This window comes from Stenotrophomonas sp. 220_Sma (assembly GCF_056487375.1).
This window is the reverse complement of sequence record NZ_CM151348.1, coordinates 2339537-2361048: the sequence shown is the minus strand read 5'-3', so window position 1 is coordinate 2361048 and position 21512 is coordinate 2339537. Positions and strand designations below refer to the sequence as shown.

At 59.8% G+C, this 21512-nt stretch carries 17 protein-coding genes; 8 read left to right on the top strand and 9 right to left on the bottom strand.

Annotation, left to right across the window (positions count from 1 at the left end; translation table 11 throughout):
* Positions 1-3: 3 nt before the first annotated feature.
* The 5 genes from ACZLIB_RS11090 to ACZLIB_RS11070 are packed head-to-tail and all read right to left on the bottom strand — an operon-like array spanning position 4 to position 5866.
* Positions 4-264 carry a MoaD/ThiS family protein gene (locus ACZLIB_RS11090; RefSeq protein WP_017354494.1) on the bottom strand — a complete coding sequence of 87 codons (261 nt, stop codon included), beginning with the start codon at positions 262-264 and terminating at the stop codon, positions 4-6.
* A complete protein-coding gene (locus ACZLIB_RS11085; protein ID WP_478469875.1) occupies positions 264-1517 on the bottom strand; it encodes a molybdopterin molybdotransferase MoeA in 1254 nt (417 codons plus the stop codon). Before ACZLIB_RS11085 ends, ACZLIB_RS11090 begins: the two co-directional genes overlap by 1 nt.
* On the bottom strand, positions 1517-2512 hold the full coding sequence (moaCB, locus tag ACZLIB_RS11080; RefSeq protein WP_164171456.1) for a bifunctional molybdenum cofactor biosynthesis protein MoaC/MoaB: 996 nt from the start codon (positions 2510-2512) through the stop codon (positions 1517-1519). The genes ACZLIB_RS11085 and moaCB overlap by 1 nt, the downstream gene beginning before the upstream one ends.
* Positions 2513-2520: 8 nt before the next feature.
* Complete coding sequence (moaA, locus tag ACZLIB_RS11075; RefSeq protein WP_239518981.1) at positions 2521-3561, bottom strand: GTP 3',8-cyclase MoaA; 1041 nt, start codon at positions 3559-3561, stop codon at positions 2521-2523.
* A gap of 31 nt (positions 3562-3592) precedes the next feature.
* The gene (locus ACZLIB_RS11070; RefSeq protein ID WP_164171436.1) at positions 3593-5866 is read right to left on the bottom strand and encodes an FdhF/YdeP family oxidoreductase; all 2274 of its coding nucleotides are present in this window, start codon (positions 5864-5866) and stop codon (positions 3593-3595) included.
* Between the two features lie 477 nt (positions 5867-6343).
* Between ACZLIB_RS11070 and fdhD the strand changes: the two genes are divergently transcribed.
* The 3 genes from fdhD to cydB all read left to right on the top strand — a co-directional run bounded on the left by fdhD (position 6344) and on the right by cydB (position 9727).
* Complete coding sequence (gene fdhD / locus ACZLIB_RS11065) at positions 6344-7204, top strand: formate dehydrogenase accessory sulfurtransferase FdhD (protein WP_404830372.1); 861 nt, start codon at positions 6344-6346, stop codon at positions 7202-7204.
* 109 nt (positions 7205-7313) lie between these two features.
* On the top strand, positions 7314-8702 hold the full coding sequence (locus tag ACZLIB_RS11060) for a cytochrome ubiquinol oxidase subunit I (protein WP_164171437.1): 1389 nt from the start codon (positions 7314-7316) through the stop codon (positions 8700-8702).
* Between the two features lie 11 nt (positions 8703-8713).
* Complete coding sequence (cydB, locus tag ACZLIB_RS11055) at positions 8714-9727, top strand: cytochrome d ubiquinol oxidase subunit II (protein ID WP_478469873.1); 1014 nt, start codon at positions 8714-8716, stop codon at positions 9725-9727.
* A 2143-nt stretch (positions 9728-11870) separates the two neighbouring features.
* On the opposite strand, the gene ACZLIB_RS11050 is transcribed toward cydB, so the two are convergent.
* The 3 genes from ACZLIB_RS11050 to ACZLIB_RS11040 all read right to left on the bottom strand — a co-directional run bounded on the left by ACZLIB_RS11050 (position 11871) and on the right by ACZLIB_RS11040 (position 13857).
* The gene (locus tag ACZLIB_RS11050; RefSeq protein ID WP_164171458.1) at positions 11871-12320 is read right to left on the bottom strand and encodes a phosphatase domain-containing protein; all 450 of its coding nucleotides are present in this window, start codon (positions 12318-12320) and stop codon (positions 11871-11873) included.
* Between the two features lie 206 nt (positions 12321-12526).
* Positions 12527-12961: an NIF family HAD-type phosphatase gene (locus ACZLIB_RS11045; protein WP_164171439.1), complete on the bottom strand. Its 435-nt coding sequence runs from the start codon at positions 12959-12961 to the stop codon at positions 12527-12529.
* Between the two features lie 95 nt (positions 12962-13056).
* Positions 13057-13857 (bottom strand): hypothetical protein, encoded by an 801-nt coding sequence (locus ACZLIB_RS11040; protein ID WP_197598268.1) that lies wholly within the window; start codon positions 13855-13857, stop codon positions 13057-13059.
* Between the two features lie 95 nt (positions 13858-13952).
* Here ACZLIB_RS11040 and ACZLIB_RS11035 point away from each other — a divergent pair, with 95 nt between their 5' ends.
* Positions 13953-14198 carry a helix-turn-helix domain-containing protein gene (locus ACZLIB_RS11035; RefSeq protein WP_017354505.1) on the top strand — a complete coding sequence of 82 codons (246 nt, stop codon included), beginning with the start codon at positions 13953-13955 and terminating at the stop codon, positions 14196-14198.
* A gap of 432 nt (positions 14199-14630) precedes the next feature.
* On the opposite strand, the gene ACZLIB_RS11030 is transcribed toward ACZLIB_RS11035, so the two are convergent.
* Positions 14631-15818 carry a hypothetical protein gene (locus ACZLIB_RS11030; protein ID WP_197598269.1) on the bottom strand — a complete coding sequence of 396 codons (1188 nt, stop codon included), beginning with the start codon at positions 15816-15818 and terminating at the stop codon, positions 14631-14633.
* Between the two features lie 119 nt (positions 15819-15937).
* Here ACZLIB_RS11030 and ACZLIB_RS11025 point away from each other — a divergent pair, with 119 nt between their 5' ends.
* The 4 genes from ACZLIB_RS11025 (at position 15938) to ACZLIB_RS11010 (ending at position 20306) form a co-directional block, all read left to right on the top strand.
* Positions 15938-16177, top strand: coding sequence for a hypothetical protein (locus ACZLIB_RS11025; protein WP_049399270.1), 240 nt, complete (start codon positions 15938-15940; stop codon positions 16175-16177).
* A gap of 534 nt (positions 16178-16711) precedes the next feature.
* Positions 16712-17455 carry a hypothetical protein gene (locus ACZLIB_RS11020; protein WP_164171442.1) on the top strand — a complete coding sequence of 248 codons (744 nt, stop codon included), beginning with the start codon at positions 16712-16714 and terminating at the stop codon, positions 17453-17455.
* Entirely contained in the window at positions 17452-19302 is a 1851-nt protein-coding gene (locus ACZLIB_RS11015) for a hypothetical protein (protein ID WP_164171443.1), read from the top strand. The genes ACZLIB_RS11020 and ACZLIB_RS11015 overlap by 4 nt, the downstream gene beginning before the upstream one ends.
* Complete coding sequence (locus ACZLIB_RS11010) at positions 19302-20306, top strand: ATP-binding protein (RefSeq protein WP_332840906.1); 1005 nt, start codon at positions 19302-19304, stop codon at positions 20304-20306. The genes ACZLIB_RS11015 and ACZLIB_RS11010 overlap by 1 nt, the downstream gene beginning before the upstream one ends.
* Positions 20307-21512: the final 1206 nt, after the last annotated feature.

Below are 21512 nucleotides of genomic sequence, written 5' to 3'. Positions count from 1 at the left end.
GGCTCAGCCCCCGCTCACCGGCGGCAGGATCGCCACCCGGCCATCGTCGGGCAGCGCCTCGTGGTCGCGCAGCACGCGTTGCTGGTCGGCGAACGCCGAATAATCCAGCAGGCCGGCACGGAATCCCGGCCAACGCACCGGAAGCAGCTCGCGCAGCGCCTGGCGCAGATCGGCCACGGTGCCACCGGCCACATCCACGGCAATCTCGCGGCTGGCATCCAGATCGGAAAACGCACCGAACAACTGCAGATTCACCTGTTTCATCATGACTCCTGGCTCACCAGCTGCACCGGTTCGTGGTGACCCCAGCCCTGCACGCGCACGAAGGTGCCAGCGCTGGCCAGGTCTCCCTCGGCCTCCAGCACCACCCAGGCGTTGGCCTGCAGCATGGACATCAAACGGAACGACTCCTGCCCGGACAGCACGCGCGCGCTCAGGCGCCCCTGCCCATCCATTTCCACCCGCGCACGCGCGTGGAAGCGCAGGCCCGGCGGCTTGCGCACGTCGGCCTGCAGCGGCAGCTGCAACATGAGCTCCGGCGCCAGCCCCAACAGGCGGCGCAGCACCGGCTCGACGAAGAAACGCTGGCCCACGGCCGCCGACACCGGGTTGCCCGGCAGGCCGAAGTACAGCGCGCCATTGGGCAGCACCGCGAACAGCAGCGGCTTGCCCGGGCGGATCGCTACCTTGTGGAACACGATGCGCGCACCACGGCCGCGCAGCGCATCGGGAACGAAATCGTAGCGCCCGGCCGACACCGCGCCGGTGCTGATCAGCACCTGCGCGCCAGCGGCCAGCGCTTCATCCAGCACCGCATTGAACGCGGCCACGTCGTCGCCCACCGTGCCCTGCCAGACCACCTCGGCACCGGCGGCCTGCAGGCGGCCGACCAGATACGGCCGGTTGCTGTCACGGATCTGGCCGGATTCCAGCGCCTGCGCCGCCTCGGTCACCAACTCCTTGCCGGTAGCGATCACTGCCGCCTTCGGCCGCGCCACCACCGCCACCTGGCCCACGCCGATGGCATGCAGCAGGGTGCGCGCATTGATATCCAGCACCAGCCCGGCCTGCAGCACGCGCTCGCCTTCGCTCACGTCCTGGCCGCGCAGGCGCACATGCTGGCCCGGCTTCACCGATGCCTTCAAGGCGATGCCGGTCGGGCGTCCCTCCTCGCTGGCGAGGATCTCCACGTTCTCGACCGGCACCACCGTATCCAGCCCGGACGGCATACGTGCACCGGTCATGATTTCCCATGCACCCTCGCCGCCTTCGGCGCCGGCATCGCCGGCCGCCTGCCAGCCCTGCACCGCGAATTCGGTACCGGCCTCGAACGCCGCGCCGTTGGCGCGCAGCGCGAAGCCGTCCATCGCCGAGTTGTCGAACGGCGGCAACGACTGCCCGCTGTGGATGTCACTGGCCAGGGTACGGCCGCCGGCCTCATGCAGCGGCAGGCGCTCGGCCGGCAGCGGCGTGGCTGCGTCCAGCAGGTGCTGCAGGGCTTCGCTGTAGGCAATCATCAGTGGCCACCACCTTCGACCATCGCCAGGGCATGGCCCAGTACCGGCGCCAGGATGTCCAGGCACTGCGCCGCCGCCTTCGGGCTGCCGGGCAGCGCGAACACCAGCATGTTGCCCAGCTGCACCACCTCGGCGCGGCTCAGCCAGGCCATCGGCGTGTGCTGTGCACTCAGTGCCCGCACCATCTGCGCCAGGCCATGTACCGGCCGCGCGTTCAGGGAACGCAGCGCCTCCGGGGTCAGGTCACGCGGGCCCAGCCCGGTACCACCGGTACACAGGCACAGGCGCACGCCCTCGGCGGCCAAGGCCTGCAGGCGGCCCGCCAATGGCTCGATGCCATCGGGCAACACCTCAGCGGCCACCACCTCGCCGCCCAGCTTTTTCAGGCCGGTCACCAGGGTCGGGCCAGAGATATCCTCATAGGTGCCGTCGCTGGCGCGATCGCTCAGCGTGATCACCGTGCAGGCCGCGCCCTCCAGGCCCTTCGGCGCACGCGGCTTGAAACGCGTGCGCTCGGCATCGTTCATGCCGTCGGGGTGCAGCCAGACACCGCGCTTGCCGCCTTCCTTGAACAGCAGGCGGATACCTTCGATGCGCAGGGCCGGTTCCACCGGCTTGCTCAGGTCGTACAGGGTCAGCAGCGCCGCGTTGACCCCGGCCAGCGCCTCCATCTCCACGCCGGTGCGCGCCTCGCTGGCGCACTCGCACCACACGCGGATCGCCTGCCGTTCCGGTACCGGCGCGCAGAACACCTGCACCAGTTCCAGCGGCAGCGGATGGCACAGCGGCATCAGCATCGAGGCCATCTTGGCGCCCTGCAGGCCGGCAATCTCGGCCATCACCAGCGCATCGCCCTTGGGCAGGCGGCGCTCGACGATCAGCGGATAGGCCACTGGACCGGCATGCAGCTCGCCCACCGCCACCGCACGGCGGCGGCTGATGCGCTTGTTGCGGACATCAGCCATGTGGAAGGCCGCATTCAATTCCCCACTCATCGTGTTGCTCATCCTCCGATCGAGGCCAGGTGCGGGGTCAGCCCGGTCTGGCCCTGGTGCAGTCCGTGCCCGGCCGCTTTCAGGCCAAGCTGGGTAGTGATGCGTACCAGCAGCGCGTCGTGGTCATCGTCGCGCTGCAGCAGCGGGCGCAGCGGTACCCCGGACTCGCCGAACAGGCACAGCCGCAGGTCACCCTTGGCGGTCACCCGCAAACGGTTGCAGCCCTTGCAGAAGTCACGCGAATACGGGGCGATGATGCCGATGCTGCCGCGATGGTCCGGATGACCGAACTCGCGCGCTGGGCCGGCATCGGCCGCGCGCGGGCGTTCGCGCCACCCGGCAGCCAGCAGCTGCTCGATCACCACGTCGGCGCGCAGGTGGTGGCGCTGGAAATAGGCTTCGTTGTCGCCGGTGCGCATCAGTTCGATGAAGCGCACGCTGAAGGGGCGGTCACGCAGGTAGTCCATCCACTGCGGCAGCTCGTCGTCGTTCAGGCCGCGCAGCAGCACCGCGTTGAGCTTGATCGCCGGCAGGCCCAGTGCCTGTGCCAGGGCCAGGCCCTGTTCGATCTCCGGCAGACGGTCATGCCCGGTGATGGTCTTGAAGCGTTCGCGCTGCAGGCTGTCCATGCTCACGTTCAGCGCAGTCAGGCCTGCCCGGTGCCAGCCCGGCAGGCGCCGCGGTAGCAACGTGCCATTGGTGGTGATGGCCACCTTGCGGATGCCCGGCACCGCCGCCACGGTGGCGATGATCTCATCCAGGTCCTTGCGCAAGCTGGGCTCACCACCCGTCAGGCGGATCTTGCTCATGCCCAGCGCGGCGAACGCACGCACCAGGCGCGCGATTTCATCCACCTGCAGGAAGCGCGGGCGGCCATCGGACTGGTAACCGTCGGGCAGGCAGTAGCTGCAACGGAAGTTGCAGGCTTCGGTCAACGACAGGCGCAGGTACGGGAAGCTGCGTCCGAAACCGTCGGTGAGTTGGCGTGGATGACCTGCCAGTGCGCCCTCACCTACCGGCTCTGGCGCCCGAATGAGCTCGGCTGACATTCTTAGTCCTCCCTACGACATGCCGGCGCAATCACTGTGAAATGACCACCCTGACCGGGATCGACTTCGCCGCGGGGGTACCACTGATGCGATCGAAGTAATCCAGAGGTAGCAGTGGATTGAGTTCAGGGTAGTAGCCCGCAATCGCGCCACGCGGCATCGGATAGTCAAGCACAGTCAACCCATCGACCCGCCGGCAGACGCCATCACTGGAGATCGTCTCGAGGCTCACCTGTTCCTCCTTCCCAATCCCTCGTGCTACTCGATCTTCCAGGTTCATGAAGAGGATCATTCGATCGTTGTACACACCGCGATAGCGATCGTTGTAGCTGTAGATTGTCGTGTTGTACTGGTCATGGGAGCGAACCGTGGCCAGCCGAAGCATAGTGGGATCCTCGACCAGGTCGTTCACTTCAAGACCCGGCAACACCAGAATATTGGCCTTTCCGTTAGGTGTCGGCCACTCACGGCGGCGCGGCGGAATGTCCAAGTGGAAGCCACGCGGCGCCTGGATCCGTTCATTGAAGTCTGCGTAGATGCCGGGATAGACCGCCGCGATCAGCTCACGAACATGGTTGTAATCGTGCATGCAAGCTGCCCAGTCGACCTTGCTGTCCGGCAGTGTCGCCATTGCCATGCGGCACACGATCTCAACTTCCGGAAGAACATGTTCACTCACAGGCTCCAGCACTCCACGGGATGCGGTGACATTCGACATGGCATCCTCGATGGTGACAAACTGCTCACCCAGCGGGGTATGGATCCACTCCGAGCGCGCCACCACCGGTAGGATCAGCGCCTCCTTGCCATGCACTAGGTGGCCACGGTTGAGTTTGGTGGCGATGCCAACCGTAAGCTCAAGACCACGCATTGCCCTGTAGGCAATTTCGGTATCAGGAACAGCATGGATGAAGTTCCCGCCCATGCCGATGAAGACCTTGGCGGTTCCAGCCAGCATCGCCTCAATAGACTCAACCACATGGTGCCCATGTTCGCGCGGCGGTTCGAACCCGAACACGTCGCGAACTTGGTCCAGGTAGCGTTGCGTCGGCTTCTCATCAATGCCGACGGTACGGTCGCCTTGCACGTTGGAATGGCCGCGAATAGGAGCAATGCCCGCCCCGGGCTTTCCGAAGTTGCCGCGTAGCATCAGCAGATTGGCAACCTGCTGCAAAAGGCGAGATCCTTGCTGGTGCTGGGTCAGGCCCATGCCATAGCAGATAATGGTCGCACGGGAACGGATGTAGATCTCTGCACAACGCAGAATCTGCTCCTTCTTGATCCCGGACACTTGGACGATCTGGCTCCACTCCAGGGACATCACGTCTTCACGCAATGCCTCCAGCCCGACGGTGTGCTCGGTCAGGAATTCGTGATCGAGAACAGACTCGCCGGCCGCTTCCCGCTCGAACATAGCCTTCATGATGCCCTTGATCAGGGCCAGGTCACCGCCGATGCGAATGTGTACAAATTCACTGGAAATCGCGGTGGAGCCAAACGTGGCCATTTGCACGACGTCTTGGGGCTCGGCAAAGCGAATCAGCGCACGTTCCGGCATAGGATTGACCGCGACAATTGGAGCATTACGCTTCCGCGCCTCCACCAAGTTGGACATCATTCGTGGTGAGTTGGTGCCTGTGTTCTGGCCGATGACGAAGATGGCCTCAGCATGCTCAAAGTCATCGAGCACGATAGTGCCCTTGCCGACGCCAATTGCCGGCGGCAACCCCCGGCTGGTCGGCTCGTGGCACATGTTCGAGCAGTCCGGGAAGTTGTTGGTTCCGAACTCGCGCACGAAGATCGAGTACAGGAACGCGGCTTCGTTCGGCGTCCTCCCCGAGGTGTAGAACTCAGCCTCATGCGGGCTGGACAGGGCCTGCAGGTGTCGCCCGATCAGCGCGAAGGCTTCATCCCAGCTACAAGGAACGTAATGGTCGGTTACCGGGTCATATCGCATCGGCTCGGTCAATCGACCCTGCATCTCCAGCCAATAGTCGGACTGCGCCATCAGCTCCTGGACAGTGTGCTCCGCGAAGAACTCACGCGTGGCGCGATGCTTGGTTGCCTCCCATGCCAAGGCCTTCGCACCGTTTTCGCAGAACTCCAGCTTCTTGGTGTGATCTGCATCCGGGAAAGCGCAACTGGGGCACTTGAATCCCCCAGGCTGATTCATCGACAAGAGCGCTTTAGATCCCTTGGCAATGACGCTCTGCTGCATCAAGACCTTGGCGGTTGCACCGGCGGCACCCCAGCCACCGGCAGGATGGTCGTAGGCTTTGTAACGGGGGATCTTCTGCTCTGACATGACAGGCACTCGCAGCATGCAATTGGGAGTGGGAAAAGTTAAGCACGCGACGCCCGCCCCTTCCACGGACAGTATGTCCACCCTGCCCAGACAAGACGTCCGGCGTACACGCCGGGCCTCGAATCGAGGCACTGGTGTCCGATACGAGCGCCTCAACGGACCCGAAGCGCTCATCCTGGCCCTCACCACGAACAGGTCTTCACGCCACTCACCATCGATTGTAACTATCTAATTTATCGGGCGTTTTCTAGCTACAGACACCTGTAGCGGACAGGCGGACCACAGCCCCTCGAACAGAATGTCGGATCAACTCAGCCAAACTGTCCATCTGCGAACATTTGTAAATTTTGACCGCAGCGGGGTGTACGCCTTGGGATACTCTCCGCACTGTCAAACCACTAAGAAGTCCCCGACCCGAGGGACCCTGCACGCCCAGATCATCGTTACCGGCTTCCCTCACCGCCAGGCCTCATCTCCATGCAAGCGCCCAGCCCAGTACCTGCCAACGAGCCCTGCGGCATCGCATATCGAAGAACCCTTCGGTGGCGTGGTGGCGAGCGCGGCTCAATCATGGACAGCGTTGCCGAAGAAGTGCCTGTCGCGATGCTCTACAATGACAATCCTTTCTCGGTGATGATGGCCAGCCCAACGGATCTGGAAGACTTTGCGCTGGGCTTTTCCATGACGGAGGGAACAATTTCTGATCCCTCCCAACTTCTCCGGATTGAAGTGAGGCCATCGCTGGAAGGCATTGAGCTGGCGATGGAAGTCACAGATAGTGCGCCCATCGTGTCAATGCCCAAGGACGCCACCCGCAACCTACCCGGGCGTAGCGGTTGCGGGCTATGTGGAGCTAGTCGACTGGAGCAAGTGCTCAGAATGCCTTTGCCAATCGACCGACCCACCACCTACTCCGCCTTGGCGCTACGCGTAGCGCTGTCCTCGCTAAAAGGGCTACAGCCAATGAACGAGGCTGCCGGCTCAACCCACGCAGCAGCGTGGGCTCTCCCGGACGGAGCTATCGAAGTGGTACGCGAAGACGTAGGCAGGCACAACGCACTAGATAAGCTCATTGGTGCAATGAGGCGCTCATCGACTTCAACCAACGAAGGTCTCGTGCTTCTATCTAGCCGTGCTAGCTACGAAATGGTGAGTAAGGCCGCCTATGCAGGCATGGCGATCGTTGCAGCGGTATCGGCACCCACAGCCTTAGCCATAGATCTCGCAAAGGCAGCAGGAATCTGTCTTGTCGGCTTCGCGCGCTCGGATGGCTTCAATATCTATTCACACCCCCAGCGCCTACTCGATTTGGAAGCTGCACACCTAGCAGCCGTATGACGCCAGATGACGCCTGCCGTGCAATAAGCAAGGATCTCCGCCGATGAAATTGCCAAGCACGATCGGAACTTGAGCCGCTAGCCACCACCCACCCCCTATTGGGATCGTTATGGACGCCCTCCTCCTTTCCCGAATTCAGTTCGGCTTTCTCATCAGCTTCCATGTGCTCTTCCCTGCCTTCACCATTGGCTTGGCCAGTTGGCTTGGTTTCGTGGAATGGCGCTGGCTTCGAACCCGCAACCCGGTGTGGCGGGATCTGTTCTTCTTCTGGCAGAAGATCTTTGCCGTGTCCTTCGGCATGGGCGTGGTAAGCGGTATCGTCATGGCGTTCCAGTTCGGCACAAACTGGCCTCGTTTGAGCCAGATCGCCGGAACCGTAATCGGCCCCCTACTGACTTACGAGGTCCTGACAGCCTTCTTCCTGGAGGCAAGTTTCCTCGGAGTGATGATGTTCGGATGGGGGCGAGTATCACCACGCCTGCACTTCTTTTCCACATGCATGGTCGCACTTGGAACGCTCTTTTCAACGTTCTGGATTCTTGCCTCCAACAGCTGGTTGCATACGCCTGCGGGCTACGAAATGATCATCGGAGTGGTCCATCCGGTTGACTGGTTCGAGGTTGTGTTCAATCCATCGTTCCCCTATCGACTGGCCCATATGGCAATAGGTTCATTCATAACAACCTGCTTCGTGGTGGGTGGTGTTGGCGCCTGTTACCTGCGGCGTAAGGAGCACGTCGAAGCCGGCCGCAAGATGCTTGGGGCGGCTGTGATATTTGCGGCCATTACCGTTCCTGTTCAGATTTTCGTGGGTGACATGCATGGTCTGAACACCCTCAAGCACCAGCCGATGAAGATCGCAGCGGTAGAGGCTCACTGGCATCAGGGCCAAGAAGGTGAAGGAGTTCCGCTGGTCGTCTTCGCTGTACCAAATGAGAAGGAAGAGCGGAACGATCTTGAGATCGCGATTCCGCGTGTTGGCAGCCTCATCCTGACTCACTCCATGGATGGAACCTTCGCACCGCTGACATCCGTACCGGCGAGCGAACGACCTCCGGTCACGCCTGTGTTCTTCGCATTCCGGATCATGGTTGGGATAGGCACCCTCATGCTACTGCTCGCCTGGCTTTCTGCTTTCACCCTGGCCCGCCGTAAGCTGTTCGATTCCGGGGCCCTGCTGCGCGCTTGGAACTGGATGCTTCCAAGTGGGTTCGTTGCTTTGGTGGCCGGCTGGTTTGTCACCGAGATGGGGCGCCAGCCTTGGATTGTCTATGGCGTTTTGCGAACGGCTGATGCCGTGGGACCGCAAACGGCCTGGATGACAGCGATCTCACTCGCGGTCTATGTCGCTGGATATGCGTTCGTATTTGGTTGGGGCATCTGGTATCTGGTCAAGATCCTCCGACATGGCCCACATGCCCAAGACGGAAGTCCGTCGCTAGAGGGTGGTGATCGCACACCTGCACGGCCTATCTCGGCCGCTGATCAATCTCTCTGAGGAACGCTGACATGGACTCGATGACCTGGTTGCCCATCGCCTGGTTCGCCGTCATCAGCTTCGGCGTCCTGATGTACGTCATCCTCGACGGCTTCGTACTCGGTATTGGCATTCTCGCGCCCTTTGCCGAGGATGAAGAGCAGCTCGATGTGATGATGAACACCGCTGCCCCAATATGGGATGGCAACGAAACCTGGCTGGTGCTCGGCGGAGCCGGATTGCTAGCAGCGTTTCCAACAGCCTATGCAGCGCTTCTTTCGGCCCTGTACCTTCCAGTACTTCTGCTGCTTGTATCATTGGTTTTCCGGGGGGTCGCCTTTGAGTTCAGGTTCAAAGCCCATCGCTCCAAGAGGCTTTGGAGCGTGGCTTTTGGCCTTGGCTCGCTTCTGGCCGCGTTCTCTCAAGGAGTGATTCTTGGCACGGTGGTGCAAGGCGTGCCAATGACTGGTGACACCTACGCTGGCGGGCCATTCCTATGGTTCAGCCCCTTTGCCATGCTTACCGGAGCAGCCTTGGTTGCCGGCTACGCCTTGCTTGGAGGCACCTGGCTAATCTTGAAGACCGAGGGGCGAACCCACGCACTTGCCAGGCGCCTGACCCGCCCCCTGGTGGTCGCCGTGATCGTGGCCATGGGGCTCGTAAGCAGCTGGCTGCCGTTCCTTGATCTGCGACTAATGACTCGCTGGTTCAGTGACGGGAATTTCTGGTGGCTGTCCCCCGTCCCCCTTCTTACGCTCGCCGTGGCAGTGGCGCTGTGGCGCGCGGAGAAACGCCCCACTCATGATCTTGCCCCTTTCCTACTGAGCCTGTCGTTGTTTGTCCTGGGCTACCTAGGTCTCGTACTCGGCATGTGGCCGTACCTGCTCCCGCCCGGATTGACGATCTGGGATGCAGCAGCGCCAGTGTCGTCGCTTGGCTTCAGCCTGGTCGGCTTGGCGGTCATGCTTCCGGTCATCCTGGGCTACACCGCCTGGTCATACCGCGTTTTCCGCGGCAAGGTGAGTGCGAGCACGAGCTATCATTGAGCGTGATATACCACCCATTCGCCTGATTAGCCAATACGCCCGGCCTCCCAGAATCGTGTATCGCCCTAAGACACACAGGATGTGATGAATGAGGCCTTCAGCCGACCCTGAATCGTATGCCTTCGGATCGAACTGACTTGAAGGAAAGTCGATGATTCACGGTGAGGTGGTAGAAGAACGCCTCACACCAACGAAGCCGCCTAGAAAGAAGGACTACATCATGTATGGGGCCGCTACGAGATAGCCACCTGACAAGAGTGAGTGGGTCCCTTCCCGACAGCATGGGGCTAAGTAGCTCAACAGTAGAGCCTCTGGCCAACGTGCAAACCCACGGCCGTACGGATCTTAACCATAGGTGGAAGCCCTCCCGCTCAAGCCTACGCCTTTCAGCAAGCTCCGCTCTGAGCTGACGCCGGCGAACTTGGCGGGCTATCTCCAAGTGTGGCGAGTACTCCCCCTTGCCATGATAGGCAACCTTCAGGACGTAGCCCCGGGCCCTGGTAGGAATCGGTGAGTACGAAGCTCGAACACGCGCAAAGAAGTACCCCGCGAAAACGGCAGTTGCGACGAGAACAACATGAAGTTCGCTCGGGGCGATACGGTATCCACTCGCGGTGAAGAACTGGACGCAAACAAGTCCATCACAACCCGTAGGAATCAACGTTCGATACAACGTCGTCCCGGGAACATACAAGAGAAAAATGAAGCCATAGGCGCACCATTTCCAGCAATGAACTCGCTGATCCAGCACCGGCTCCCAACTGAGCTCTCTTTTGGGGCGGCGCAGAACGTAAGCGCCAATGAAGAGCAGCGAAGGAACGCCCAATAGCAGCAGCAGGTCGATGATCTTCTGAATTGAGTACATGGCAGGGTACTTAGAACGTCGCTCCGGAGCTCCTGGGCAAACGGGATGCCATCGACTGGATTCGTGGCCGGGACGACCCGCCAGGAGTCTGGATAGGGCTGTATCGGCCGCGCGACATGGAACTTGAACCACTGATTCGTCCATGCTCAATGGCCTACTCGCGCTCCTCGGCATAGCACGGCTCCCCAAAGAACCTAGAACACCGCTGGAGGAAGCGACGGGACTTTCACTCACAACTCCAGCGCAGCCACGGACAGCAGTGTGGCGATATCTGAAGATCAGATAGACGCGAACTCGCCTCGCTGCTATGCTGGTGAGCTAGGCGAGCGATCTGAGAGACAAGTGGCCTATGTTGTCACCCAACCGACCCTCATTTCGCATTGGCCAGAGTTGGACGATTTCGTTCGTTCAATCGGCCCGTTCTTAGCCTGCGCCTGGTGCGCACTGGAGCGCTCAAGGACCGTAAGCGGGCCTGTTGCCGCCGAGGGCTTGGCCTCAGCCGCACTCGATACGCTTGCCTCACTTCGCGTACTGCAGCGCATTCCCATCGCAGCCCCCAATTCCGGGGCGAGGTCCTTGTATGAGCCTCTGGCATGGACCTATCAGGCCGCTTGGTCACGTCAGGACGTGAGTCTGGAGGCCAGGTTGACCAGTACGCTTACCCGATGGGCTGCCGAATGCCCGTCCACTGCCAAACGGACCTTGGGAACCTCGCTCGCAGAGAGCGAAGCCCGTGCATACCTGGCCAACCTGCTACGCAAGTATCGGCTATCTCCCACGCTGGGCAATGGCCTGAGATCGACCCAGCTCCCGGAGTGGAATGCACTGAGCTTGGGACGCAAGAGGTATGTACTGTGGGCCGGCATGCGCAACGTTGCGTCGGAGTTCCTGAAAGCTGATCTGGACGAGGAGGCCGCCCGTCGGGTACTTGATCGAGAGATCAGCAGGAGATGCACTTGGCTCGTTAGCCGAATTCAATCGGGAGCACTTGACCCGACTGACTTTTGCTTCGTGCCAGGCCATGGCTGGCGTCAGCCGTTGATCTTGGACGTGGCAATGGAGACCTTTATCCCTCTGGGCAGACAGTACTGGCTGCAGCCAAGTAGCGACTGGAGGCTTTAGCGGATACTCTCCGCGCCGCGTCCACTAGTGGGCGCGCGACCCAGCGAATCCGGTGTCAGCGGTCAACTAGATCGCGTAGGTATCGGTGGCGCCAATAGCCAGGGCCTGGCCTTGAACGACTGATGAGCTCGCCACGCGTTTGATCTGGAAGGGCAACTACGAGCGCAGTCCCTGTGCCCATTGCTGCAGGAACTCCTCCTGGACAGCGGTCTCGATGGCACCCGGCCTGACACGTCGCACCGAGCAAATGGCAGCCTGCGCTGTTCGCTCAGCCCCTGACTGCAGTAGAAGCATCGCTGCGACAGTGCCGGCTCGCCCCAGCCCACCCTTGCAGTGGACCACAATGCGCAGGCCCGAATGCAAACTCCGAACGAGCATTGACCCCAGTACTGGCCATCGTTCGAGCAACCTCTGGTCAGGCGCTGCGCCATCCGTGATTGGAAGGCCATGCCATGAGATGCCCTGCCCTTCAACCACTTGAGGCAAGCACTCGATCCGCAACTCACTGAACTCCCACGGCTCGAGTAGCGTAATCAGGTGGCTGGCTCCCCAACACTGAATCACAGAGACATCCACATCGATGTCTCTCGCCCATGCCCCCGTCATCGCAACTTCTTGGTACTTACCTGGCGCGAAGGTCACACCAATTGCCCCTCCCCTTTCGCCAACCGGGAGTTCCGCAATAGCTAAAGGGTGGGTCAAACTTGTTCGAATCATGTCGGATCTCCTGAACGACGGCCCATTCCTATGTAGCAACCGGCCCTGCTGGCTGGAGGTGCTGCACCCGCCAAGCCACTCACTAAGCACACCAACTACAACGGAACAACAAATCGTTCCTTCAGCATCTCGAGGGCCACTTCCAAGCCGACGTCATCCGCGTCATATGGAGCGCCGAACAAAGAGACCTCAATCCAATAGCGCTCCTGCCCCGGATGGATGTAGTCCGAGTGATCGTCCAGCAACAGCGCTGCCCCCAGGATCGGAGACACATACCGGAGGTCCTTCGTTGCCCCTCCCCAGAATGTATATGGCAACTCAGCGAACCAACTTGGCACGCCCCCTTCCTCGACCAGCAGCCGCGAAATCCTGCGAAAAGCTGCCTCAGGGACCGTGGTGTAGATGACCAGATGCTCAAAGAGTTCATGAACGGCCTCAAGGAACTGATAGAGCCCTGGGCGTGGAATCTGGCTGACCGCATTTGAGATCAGCGTCCCCTCGAGATCGAGAGCAAGGATGGTCGGTCGCATTGAGCGCTAGGATCCTCATCAGCAGTTGGACACTTGGATCTGGAGCGTTCCGCGCTGCGCTTGATCATCGGACGCAGTTGCGGAACGCCAATGAGTCAGATATCTGAGAACTTCTCGGCTTGCTTAAGCTGATTCTCCAGAGACTGGATCTTTTCCCTATAGTTGGCAGCTATGTAGGGCTTGTCATTGAAGTCCAAAGCCGTCTGAGGAATTAGTTCGAGCTCGACTCGCGTTGAAGACGTTTGTCGAATTGCCAGTGTCGACCACGCATCATCACCTTTTACGAAGCCAACGTTGAAGCGCGCCGTGACGTCGTGGTTCGGCTTGAGGCCATCAATCGATCGGAAGTCGCTGTGCACCCGCGACTTTGCCGTGGGCTGAGCTTCGCCATTGATGTAGAGCGTCGCCGCCCAGCTGGCCTGGCTGAGCGCCAAAGTTGAGCTATTCGCAATTCGCGCCTCAATGACCGGCTTCGGGCCAAAGAAGCTGTCCTCGATCCGTAACGTTGCGCCACTCGCACGCACTCTTTCTAGTTCGGTGATCGTCGGCCGCTGCGCGTTGGCCTGCTCCTGCAGAGCAAGAATTTCTTTTGGATGGGCATCCCTAATCTGCTTGATGTGCCCCCTAACCACCTGTCTTATAGATGCATTCGGGTAGGCCTTGTTCAGCTCAGCCAGATCAAGGCCGGCAACGGCCCAGTTGAAGGCATCCCGCTCATGGGCACTCAGCTCGGCGTCGATTGCGTCAATCGACGCTCGGTATTGCTCCTGCGTGCCGTCAGTGACCATCTTCCTGTCTACTGGACCGCCGCAGGCGGCAACTAGGACCGTCAGAGCAAGCAGCAAGCCCTGCCTGCCCCAGCCAGCTGCGTCGCGTCGACATTGTTCTTTGATCATGCCCTTCCCCTGTCAATGAGAAGCACAGGATATCTGGTTTTTAGATATCGGAGAACTGGATATAGCTTCTGAAGCCGCTCAACCAGGGTGCGGCCGTGGCCAAGACAATCCATCGCAAGGAATACGCCGCCCTGATTGAGACCGTCAGAGACGCGCGCTTGGCTGCTGGCCTTACCCAAGTACAAGTGTCCAGCAAGCTGGGGCGCAGCCAGTCGTTCATTAGCGATGTTGAGACAGGGAAGCGCAGGGTTGACGTCGTGGAGCTTAGGGACATAGCGCGCCTGACAGGCCTATCCCTGGGCAAGCTCATTGCCGACTTTGAGAAGCGACTCAAAGACTGACTTTACTGAGCTAAGGCTCAGTCTTCTTCAGATGCGTACCGCTAGGCTCACACCTAGTGCCCACCCCACTCTCCCGCCCAACGAGCATGCGACCACTTTGAGCAAATGGCTTCTTACCAGTTCTGGCTATACAGGACTGGCTGGTCAAGTGGTGGCCTCCAGCGCACTATCCGAGCTAGCGGGGAGAGCATTCATAAGCCCTGTCGGCGCGCTTGACTGACGATTCCTTCGTAATAAGAGATTCAGCGCTTCAAGGAAATCCTTCTGGGGCGATCTCTTTGTACTGGCCATAGCTTAAAAGGCTCGGCATGCATTGCAGAACCAGCATGCGCATCTCCCCGCAAGAACACTGACCTCCACCCCGCGGCTAGCGTTGATACCTCTCCCTTGTTGACGCCACTTCAAGATAACGAAAGATCCTGGAGGCGCATCTCACGGCTCATCAACCATGGGACGCGGATGCTCAACGTCAACCAGCATGTCGACAGAACGCATGAACTTCAGAAGCACTGCGCCCAGAGGCTTGATGCGGGTGTAGGGCGAGCTTCCGATGCTAGAAGTGGGCAGGACTTCCGCCACGCATGCCGCTACCGGACTGATTGGCGCAAACTGCTTGAGAGTTGCAACCTCGCCGTGACAAACATCCTCCGGCACGTCCAGCAGCCCAAGAAACAGGTCGTCAATTGCGTCTTGAGTCGGCAAAGATCCGCCGAGCTCAGTCCCAGCCAGCTGCGCGAATGCTCCTTGCCTTGTCAGATCATTCACGAAAGCAAGATAGTGCGAGTGAAACTGGGCGAAGAATGTATCCACCCCACCTGTGCGAGGAGTCACCGGAAGCATGCACGGATAGTCATCTGCGAAGAATACCCCCTTCGCCGAATTGCTACTAAACGCGCTGGAATCCGTATTGCCAAGTGGAAACCCAACATCCTTTGGCAAGAGCGATCCCCTACGAAGCCTGACCACTCGCTGCTCCATCAACAGCTGGATTGCCGTGCATGCGTCGGGGCGCAATCCCCAAACAGCACAAAAACGAATAATTGCCCAGCGTAGTGCATCCCGGACATCTACTGCGGTCTCGAGCCTACCGCTGTCTATAGCTAACAGATAGTTACACGCACACAGGCCTATCGCGTCCAAGGAGCCACCTTCGGCCACGTTGAACATGGACTCCAAGGCATCTACCCGACTTGGCGCATAGCTGCTGAGGCCAGGGAGATTGTGATGAGAAGCCACCAGGCGTTCGGTGATGGACGGCATCAGTAGCCCAAGACGCTCCATTAGTGATCGACGTACGCCCCGCAATTGCTCCGCAGTGGGAGCCTCTGTGCTGCAGATCATCCAGATCGGATGCTCGAAGGCCTCCTTTGCAGCCGCGAACGCTGGATCCCCATGCACCGAGTCAATCAAGTATCCACCAGGACCGCGTAGCTTCCCTGGATGATGCCCCTTGCTGAAGAACCGGTAGAAGGATCGGGGACGACCGTTGGCCGCTTGCGCGTGTATATCGAGCCCAACTCTAGGCAAGAGCAACTGATCAAGATCATCCCAGGTCAGTCGATCGCCATGCAGCCTTCGCACAACGCAGGCCCACACGCTATTGCGGACGACCAGCGCCACGTCTGTTGGAATCTTGCCACGAGGCATACTTATGGATCTTCTGAAGCGGGACTAAAGAATCCCCTAGAACTGGCTGCAATTGTGCATGATGGGGCCCAACGGTAGCTAGGAGTTGCGTCATGCCTATCCAGAATCCAGAAGCAGCAGTCTCCACCGAACTCAGTCGCGAGCTGCTAGAGCGGCATGGGGAGCTCATGGGCGGCAGCGACCTCCAGCGGAACCTTGGCTTTCCAAACGGCCGCACCTTCGGCCGAGCCGTCCAGCGTGAACTTTTGCCGGTTCGCACCTTTCCGCTGCCAGGTCGGCGGGGGTTGTTCGCCAAAACGCGAGATGTCGCTGAGTGGCTGAACTCGCTGTAATTCCTGAGCACGCGAGCTGAGGCCGAAGCCAAAAGGCCCGCACCACTTCTGATCTGCTGAAACTCACCTGGGCGCACAGTGCGCCCCTGAACACGGCTTGACGCCAAAACTCCAGCTTCGAAGGAGGCATTTAGCCCCCCAGCCCATCAAATCTCCGACCCCGGAAATGAAATCGCCCCCGCAGCAACGGGGGCGATAGCCTCTCGCCGGAGCGAGAGGGGGTGAAGCTCTACGATAACGAATGTAGGCTCCCGCAATTCCGACTTCGTGTCAAGCGGCAAAGCTGCTTGAGCGGGCATCTGCGCGCTCCGACTGCCATCGTATGGCAATCGGCACGGCGCCCCATGCCCGAAATCCCCAATGACCCTGCTGGCCATTGCCGCCAGTACCGAGCCTCATTCTCCGAGGCCAACCGGGAAGTCGATCGATGAAGATCCAACACTCAGCTGCCCATGCATTGAGTCATCCCTCAATCGCGATTGCGCAGCGCCACTCCTCGACCATGCGAACTGCAGTTATCCACAAGGAGGCAGCATGAGCAACCACGCGACCAATCCCGTGAGCCCGTTCCAAGGCGTAGCGTCTGCACGCGCCTCCGACCCGCTCCACAATGGGACGGATCGACCGCTGGCCCCCCGTGAACTCACCGCTGGCCAGATCAAGAGGGGGGACATCTTCACCTTCTTTAGCCCGAAAGAGAACCGGACGGTTACCGTACACGGCCCCCTGCAACTCGCGCTTCGACTGCAATTGGAGTTTGATCCATCAGTGGCGGCCGTGACCGAGAGGCCTCGGTCCATCCCGGTAGGACTTGACAGCATGGAACTCCATTTCTGGTTTCAGAGGCGCGGAGGCCAGGAGATCTATGCAAACGTCATTCCGAATTCGCAGACAGTACCCGGCGTGGATGGCAAGCGTCGTCCTCGCGAGCTGGACCGGCTTCGTTCAGCAGCCAAGGATGCAGGCATCTCTTTGTGGCTAATCACGGAGGACGAACTCAAGGCGCCCGGCGGCAGGAATGAGCTCTGCTACCAACTGCTCGGGTTCTGCCAGTCAGCCAAGGATCTGGGGAGCAGCCTGGCGTTGCGACAGGAAATCGCCGCGACCATCGAGCGAAGCGGCAGCATCAGTGCAGATGAACTCATCCATGAGCTCAGGCACCACCCTCGAACTCACATTCAGGGGGTCGTGGCTGAGTTGCTTCACGTCGGATTTCTGGCGACCGATGCATTTCCTCGAATGACGGGGCGATCAAGGATCTGGAGGGCCGACCCATGAGTTCCAAGTTCAATGCCGTCGACCTCGAGTCGATCCGGGCAACTCCAAGGCCAAATGGGATCGTACTTCCAGCTGATCAACAGTCGGAATTTCAAGCCCGCCTGTCCGCACTCACCAGCGTCCTTGATGGGGCAACCTTGGTCGACGCAGCCCTTCGATGGGGCGTGCCGCGAAATACCCTCTCTCGAATGATCCGGACCGCACTGCTCTTCGACGAGAGCGGTCATCGAGTCGGATACCGAGCCTGCATTCCCTATGCGCGATTCAGCGTGTCAGATCGCAACAACTCGGTCGTCCCCGATAGTTCACATCCGTTCGCCATAGATGCTGTCCTGCAAGCGATCCCCGAACTCGGCGATGCAGTCGCAAGATTCAAGGGTGCCTTGCCAACACAGTCCAAAAGGAGCCCCGCGTTCGACAGGCTGCATTCCCAGTTCGTGAAGGTGCTGACTGGGAAGGGCTTTCAGGCCATGTATCCGCTCAACATCCGTGACAAGGGAAGACGAGCACTGACCTCCCTCATAAAGCGCATACGAGGCACAAAGAGCGAAAATGAGATGCTCTTGGCTGCGGATGAGCCTACTTCCACCCGAATCGAGAACCTACTCAGCATTCGGCCATTTGATCGAGTTGAGTACGACGAGCATTCCGTCGACATCGACGCATGGCTGGCCATGCCGATGGCGGACGGCTCATTCCGGCTAGAGAAGATTAGTCGGATCTGGCTACTGGCAGTTGTTGATGTCGGGAGTGGCGCCATCCTTGGATGGGAAATGGTGCTTGGCCGGAAGTACGAGCAACACGATGTAGTCAGCCTGTTCGCGAAGATCATGAGCCCCTGGCAACCAAGGGATCTGAGCACGTCGAACTTGAGCTACTCGACTAGTGCATGGATGCCGTCGATCTACCTAGTGGATGAGGTAGTGATGAGAAGCGCAATGATCGCAATGGACAACGACTCATCCCATCACGCCAAGATGACAGTCCGAAATCTCATTGATCATCACAAGGGAATCCTGCACTTTGGACGATCCGGGATGGGCGAAGGTCGCCCCTACATCGAGGCTCTATTCAAGAAGATTGAGAATGGCCTGCTGCGCCACATCGCCGGCGGCTTTGCTCCCGCAACGCAAGTGAATGAGCGTCAAGTCACTACAAAGCTTGACGGGAAAGACCACCCCATCCTCGTGGAGGTCTTGAAAGACCTCATTGACACCTATGTTACCTCGCACAATGTGACGAGCCGGTCCACTCGCGAACCCAGGTCGCCCAAGCGAATCATTGATGAGCATCTGGCATCCGGGGAGTGGGTGTGGCATGCACCTGGCACCGAAGATGACGTGAGAAACATGACCGTTAGGCGGATGAAGGTGACCATCAGAGGCTCCAGAAGGAGTGGTGTACCTCCCCTCGTCTATCTCGACCACGCAAGGTACAGGTCACCAACACTGTCTGGACAGTGGCACCTGATTGGGCAGTCATTTGACGCTACCTACGAAGACTGGCGAGACATTCGCAAGCTGACCCTCTGGAGAGGCGGTAAGCGTGTACTCACACTTCACGCTCTCGCCCCATATGCGAGCGTGGCCCACACGCTGTCGATCAGGAAGCGCGCGGCACGCTGGGCGAAGAGCGACGCGTCACGGGAGCCCGGTAACTACTGTGTAGCCGACAACATTGAGGCCTATCACGCAGCCGTCCGATCGGCGGCCGCTGGCGTCAGGGACAGCGCCTCGCTCATGGCAGCTGGCGATGTGCCCAAGCCACCTTCCACGACCAACAGTCAGGGGCAAGGCTCTCCACTGATGGGAATCCGCAGGGCCACGTTCAACACGAGGCTCCGCTGATGAAGGCCCCGGCGAGCCTTGAGAACCACCCAATGCACGCGCGACATCGCCCCAATATCCAGACTCTCCCCTTACTGCGAATGGCATCTGGCTTCGCCACGTGCCTGGAGTACGGGCGGCCGAGCCTGAGGATCATTGGCGATGGCCGGTGCGGGAAGTCAACTGCCACGCGAATACTTGAAACCACCACTTCTTGGCGACCATTTCCTATTGGATTCCTCCGGATGGTCGTCGGAAAACCGACTACCCCTAGCGAAGGCAACTTCTTCCGCGAGGTCATCCTTGGACTGGGTATGAGGGCAACAACCGTAGCCAGCCCACAGGATCTCCTCCTCAGGATCATCCGGGCAATTGAGCAGGAAGCCGCTAGAGCATCGGCCGACGTGGTCGTGATTGCGATCGATACGGCTGAGCAGCTCACGCTCAAGGACTATGCCCACCTTGCAAAGCTTCAGAACCACTTCCTCGGATCATCAGTGCAACCGTTTTTTCTCTTCATCCACCAGAGCAACAGCGTGATTGGAGGCGCAGACGATCTTAGTCAACTGGCGCCGCCACATCTGTATGGCCGATTCTTTGTCGACAGCCATCCTTTTACCGGGCTTCTCTGGGACATCCCGACGGAGGACGCTGACGTGCAGGACGCATGTGACGTCGCCTTGGCATTTCGCCAGCTTGACCAAGTTATGAGGTGGCCGGACGAGGGAGGAAAGACCTACACCGAAGCATTCGCACCCTATGCTTACAGCGTTGGCTGGCGCCTTGAGAAGGAGACCGAAGCGATACGCGAACGAATTGAGAACCTTGCCAATCAAGGCAACTATCCCGTTCCCAAGGATTGGCTCATGGCCTCCTTCAACCAGTTTGTCTACCACCTACTCACCAAGATCGCTGCTGGGCGCAACGATTTCGAAGGGCTTACTACCCAGCACATTGATGAAGCTCTCCTGCGCAGCGCATACGCCGGCTTCGAAAGCTCAAGAAATAGGGCCGTAGGCAAATGAGGAGCGGCGCTCAGCTGGTCGGAGGCAATCTCCGACTTGTTCCATACCAATCGGCATTTGGCTGCGTCGCGAGGCTATCGCGACTGAACCAGGCCAGGCGGGTCACGGAGTACTCACAGCTCCTCGGAATCAAGCCAAACAGACACATCAACCTGCTCTTGAGCCTGACGACCTCGCAAGTACAACAAGAGGCGCTCTCTACAACCCTTGGGATCGAGACTCCGCCCGAGTGGGACTTAGCGGCGTGGTATCCGTTCATGACTGACGACCCGAGACTGCCCTCCCATCTCAGGTTGAGGTACTGCCTTCCATGCATCAGACTCGGGTATCACACCACACTGCATCAGCTGCCCTGGATTTCCACGTGTCCTTGGCATGGCGTTCGCCTGCGCCAGAATTGCCCACGATGCAATGGATTTCCGGTGACAGTCGCCGGCACGCCCACGAAGTTGCTCACCTGTGCGTGCGGCTTTGACCTTATGAATGAGTCAGCTTCCGCCTTGCAGAGGCAGCCCCACCCCACTGCTGCGGCGTACTTACAGGCCTACCTCAACTGGTGCGCGGAGCAAAGGCGTACAAGTCGGCTGATCGTAACTCCAGGAACGCACATTGATCCCAGCAGGATTTCCAGCCTTGTGGACCTCCCTCCTGGCCTGGCGCTACGCCAGGCCAGGAGGGTCTGCAACGCTAAAAGGTACAGACTCACGACACACCTAGACCAACAATCACCACCAGCAGGCGCAGACACAGCACGACGCGCAAGCCATACGGACCTTGAGGACGACTCAGACCCAATCCTCCGTCACATTGACCAGAATGCGGCCAAAGGTTCCCGACGAGGTCGATCAGATCAGTCCTTTAGCCATCAAGGTGAGCGAATCGCCGGAGCTCAGGATCAGCCGGCTCCGGATGGATGGAGCAGCTACGCCGCGACGAGGTCAGGTGGGCGCTATCGAGGTATTCACCCCAACCACTTGAGCTTCGTAGATGAGCTCTTGGACAAGTTCAGCCATTCCAGCCCACGACTGGTGGGCAACGCGGAATTCGATCTACGAGTGAGATTGGCGGTGCTCGCCCAGGGCTACGCGGAGGGCATTCTCCTCTCGGAGCATGAGGGCAACTTGAGCGCGCTTCCGGAGCGCTATAGATCGCCCGCTCCTATTGCAATTTTGCACACGAGCCATCCACCTGAATTGCGCGTGGCGT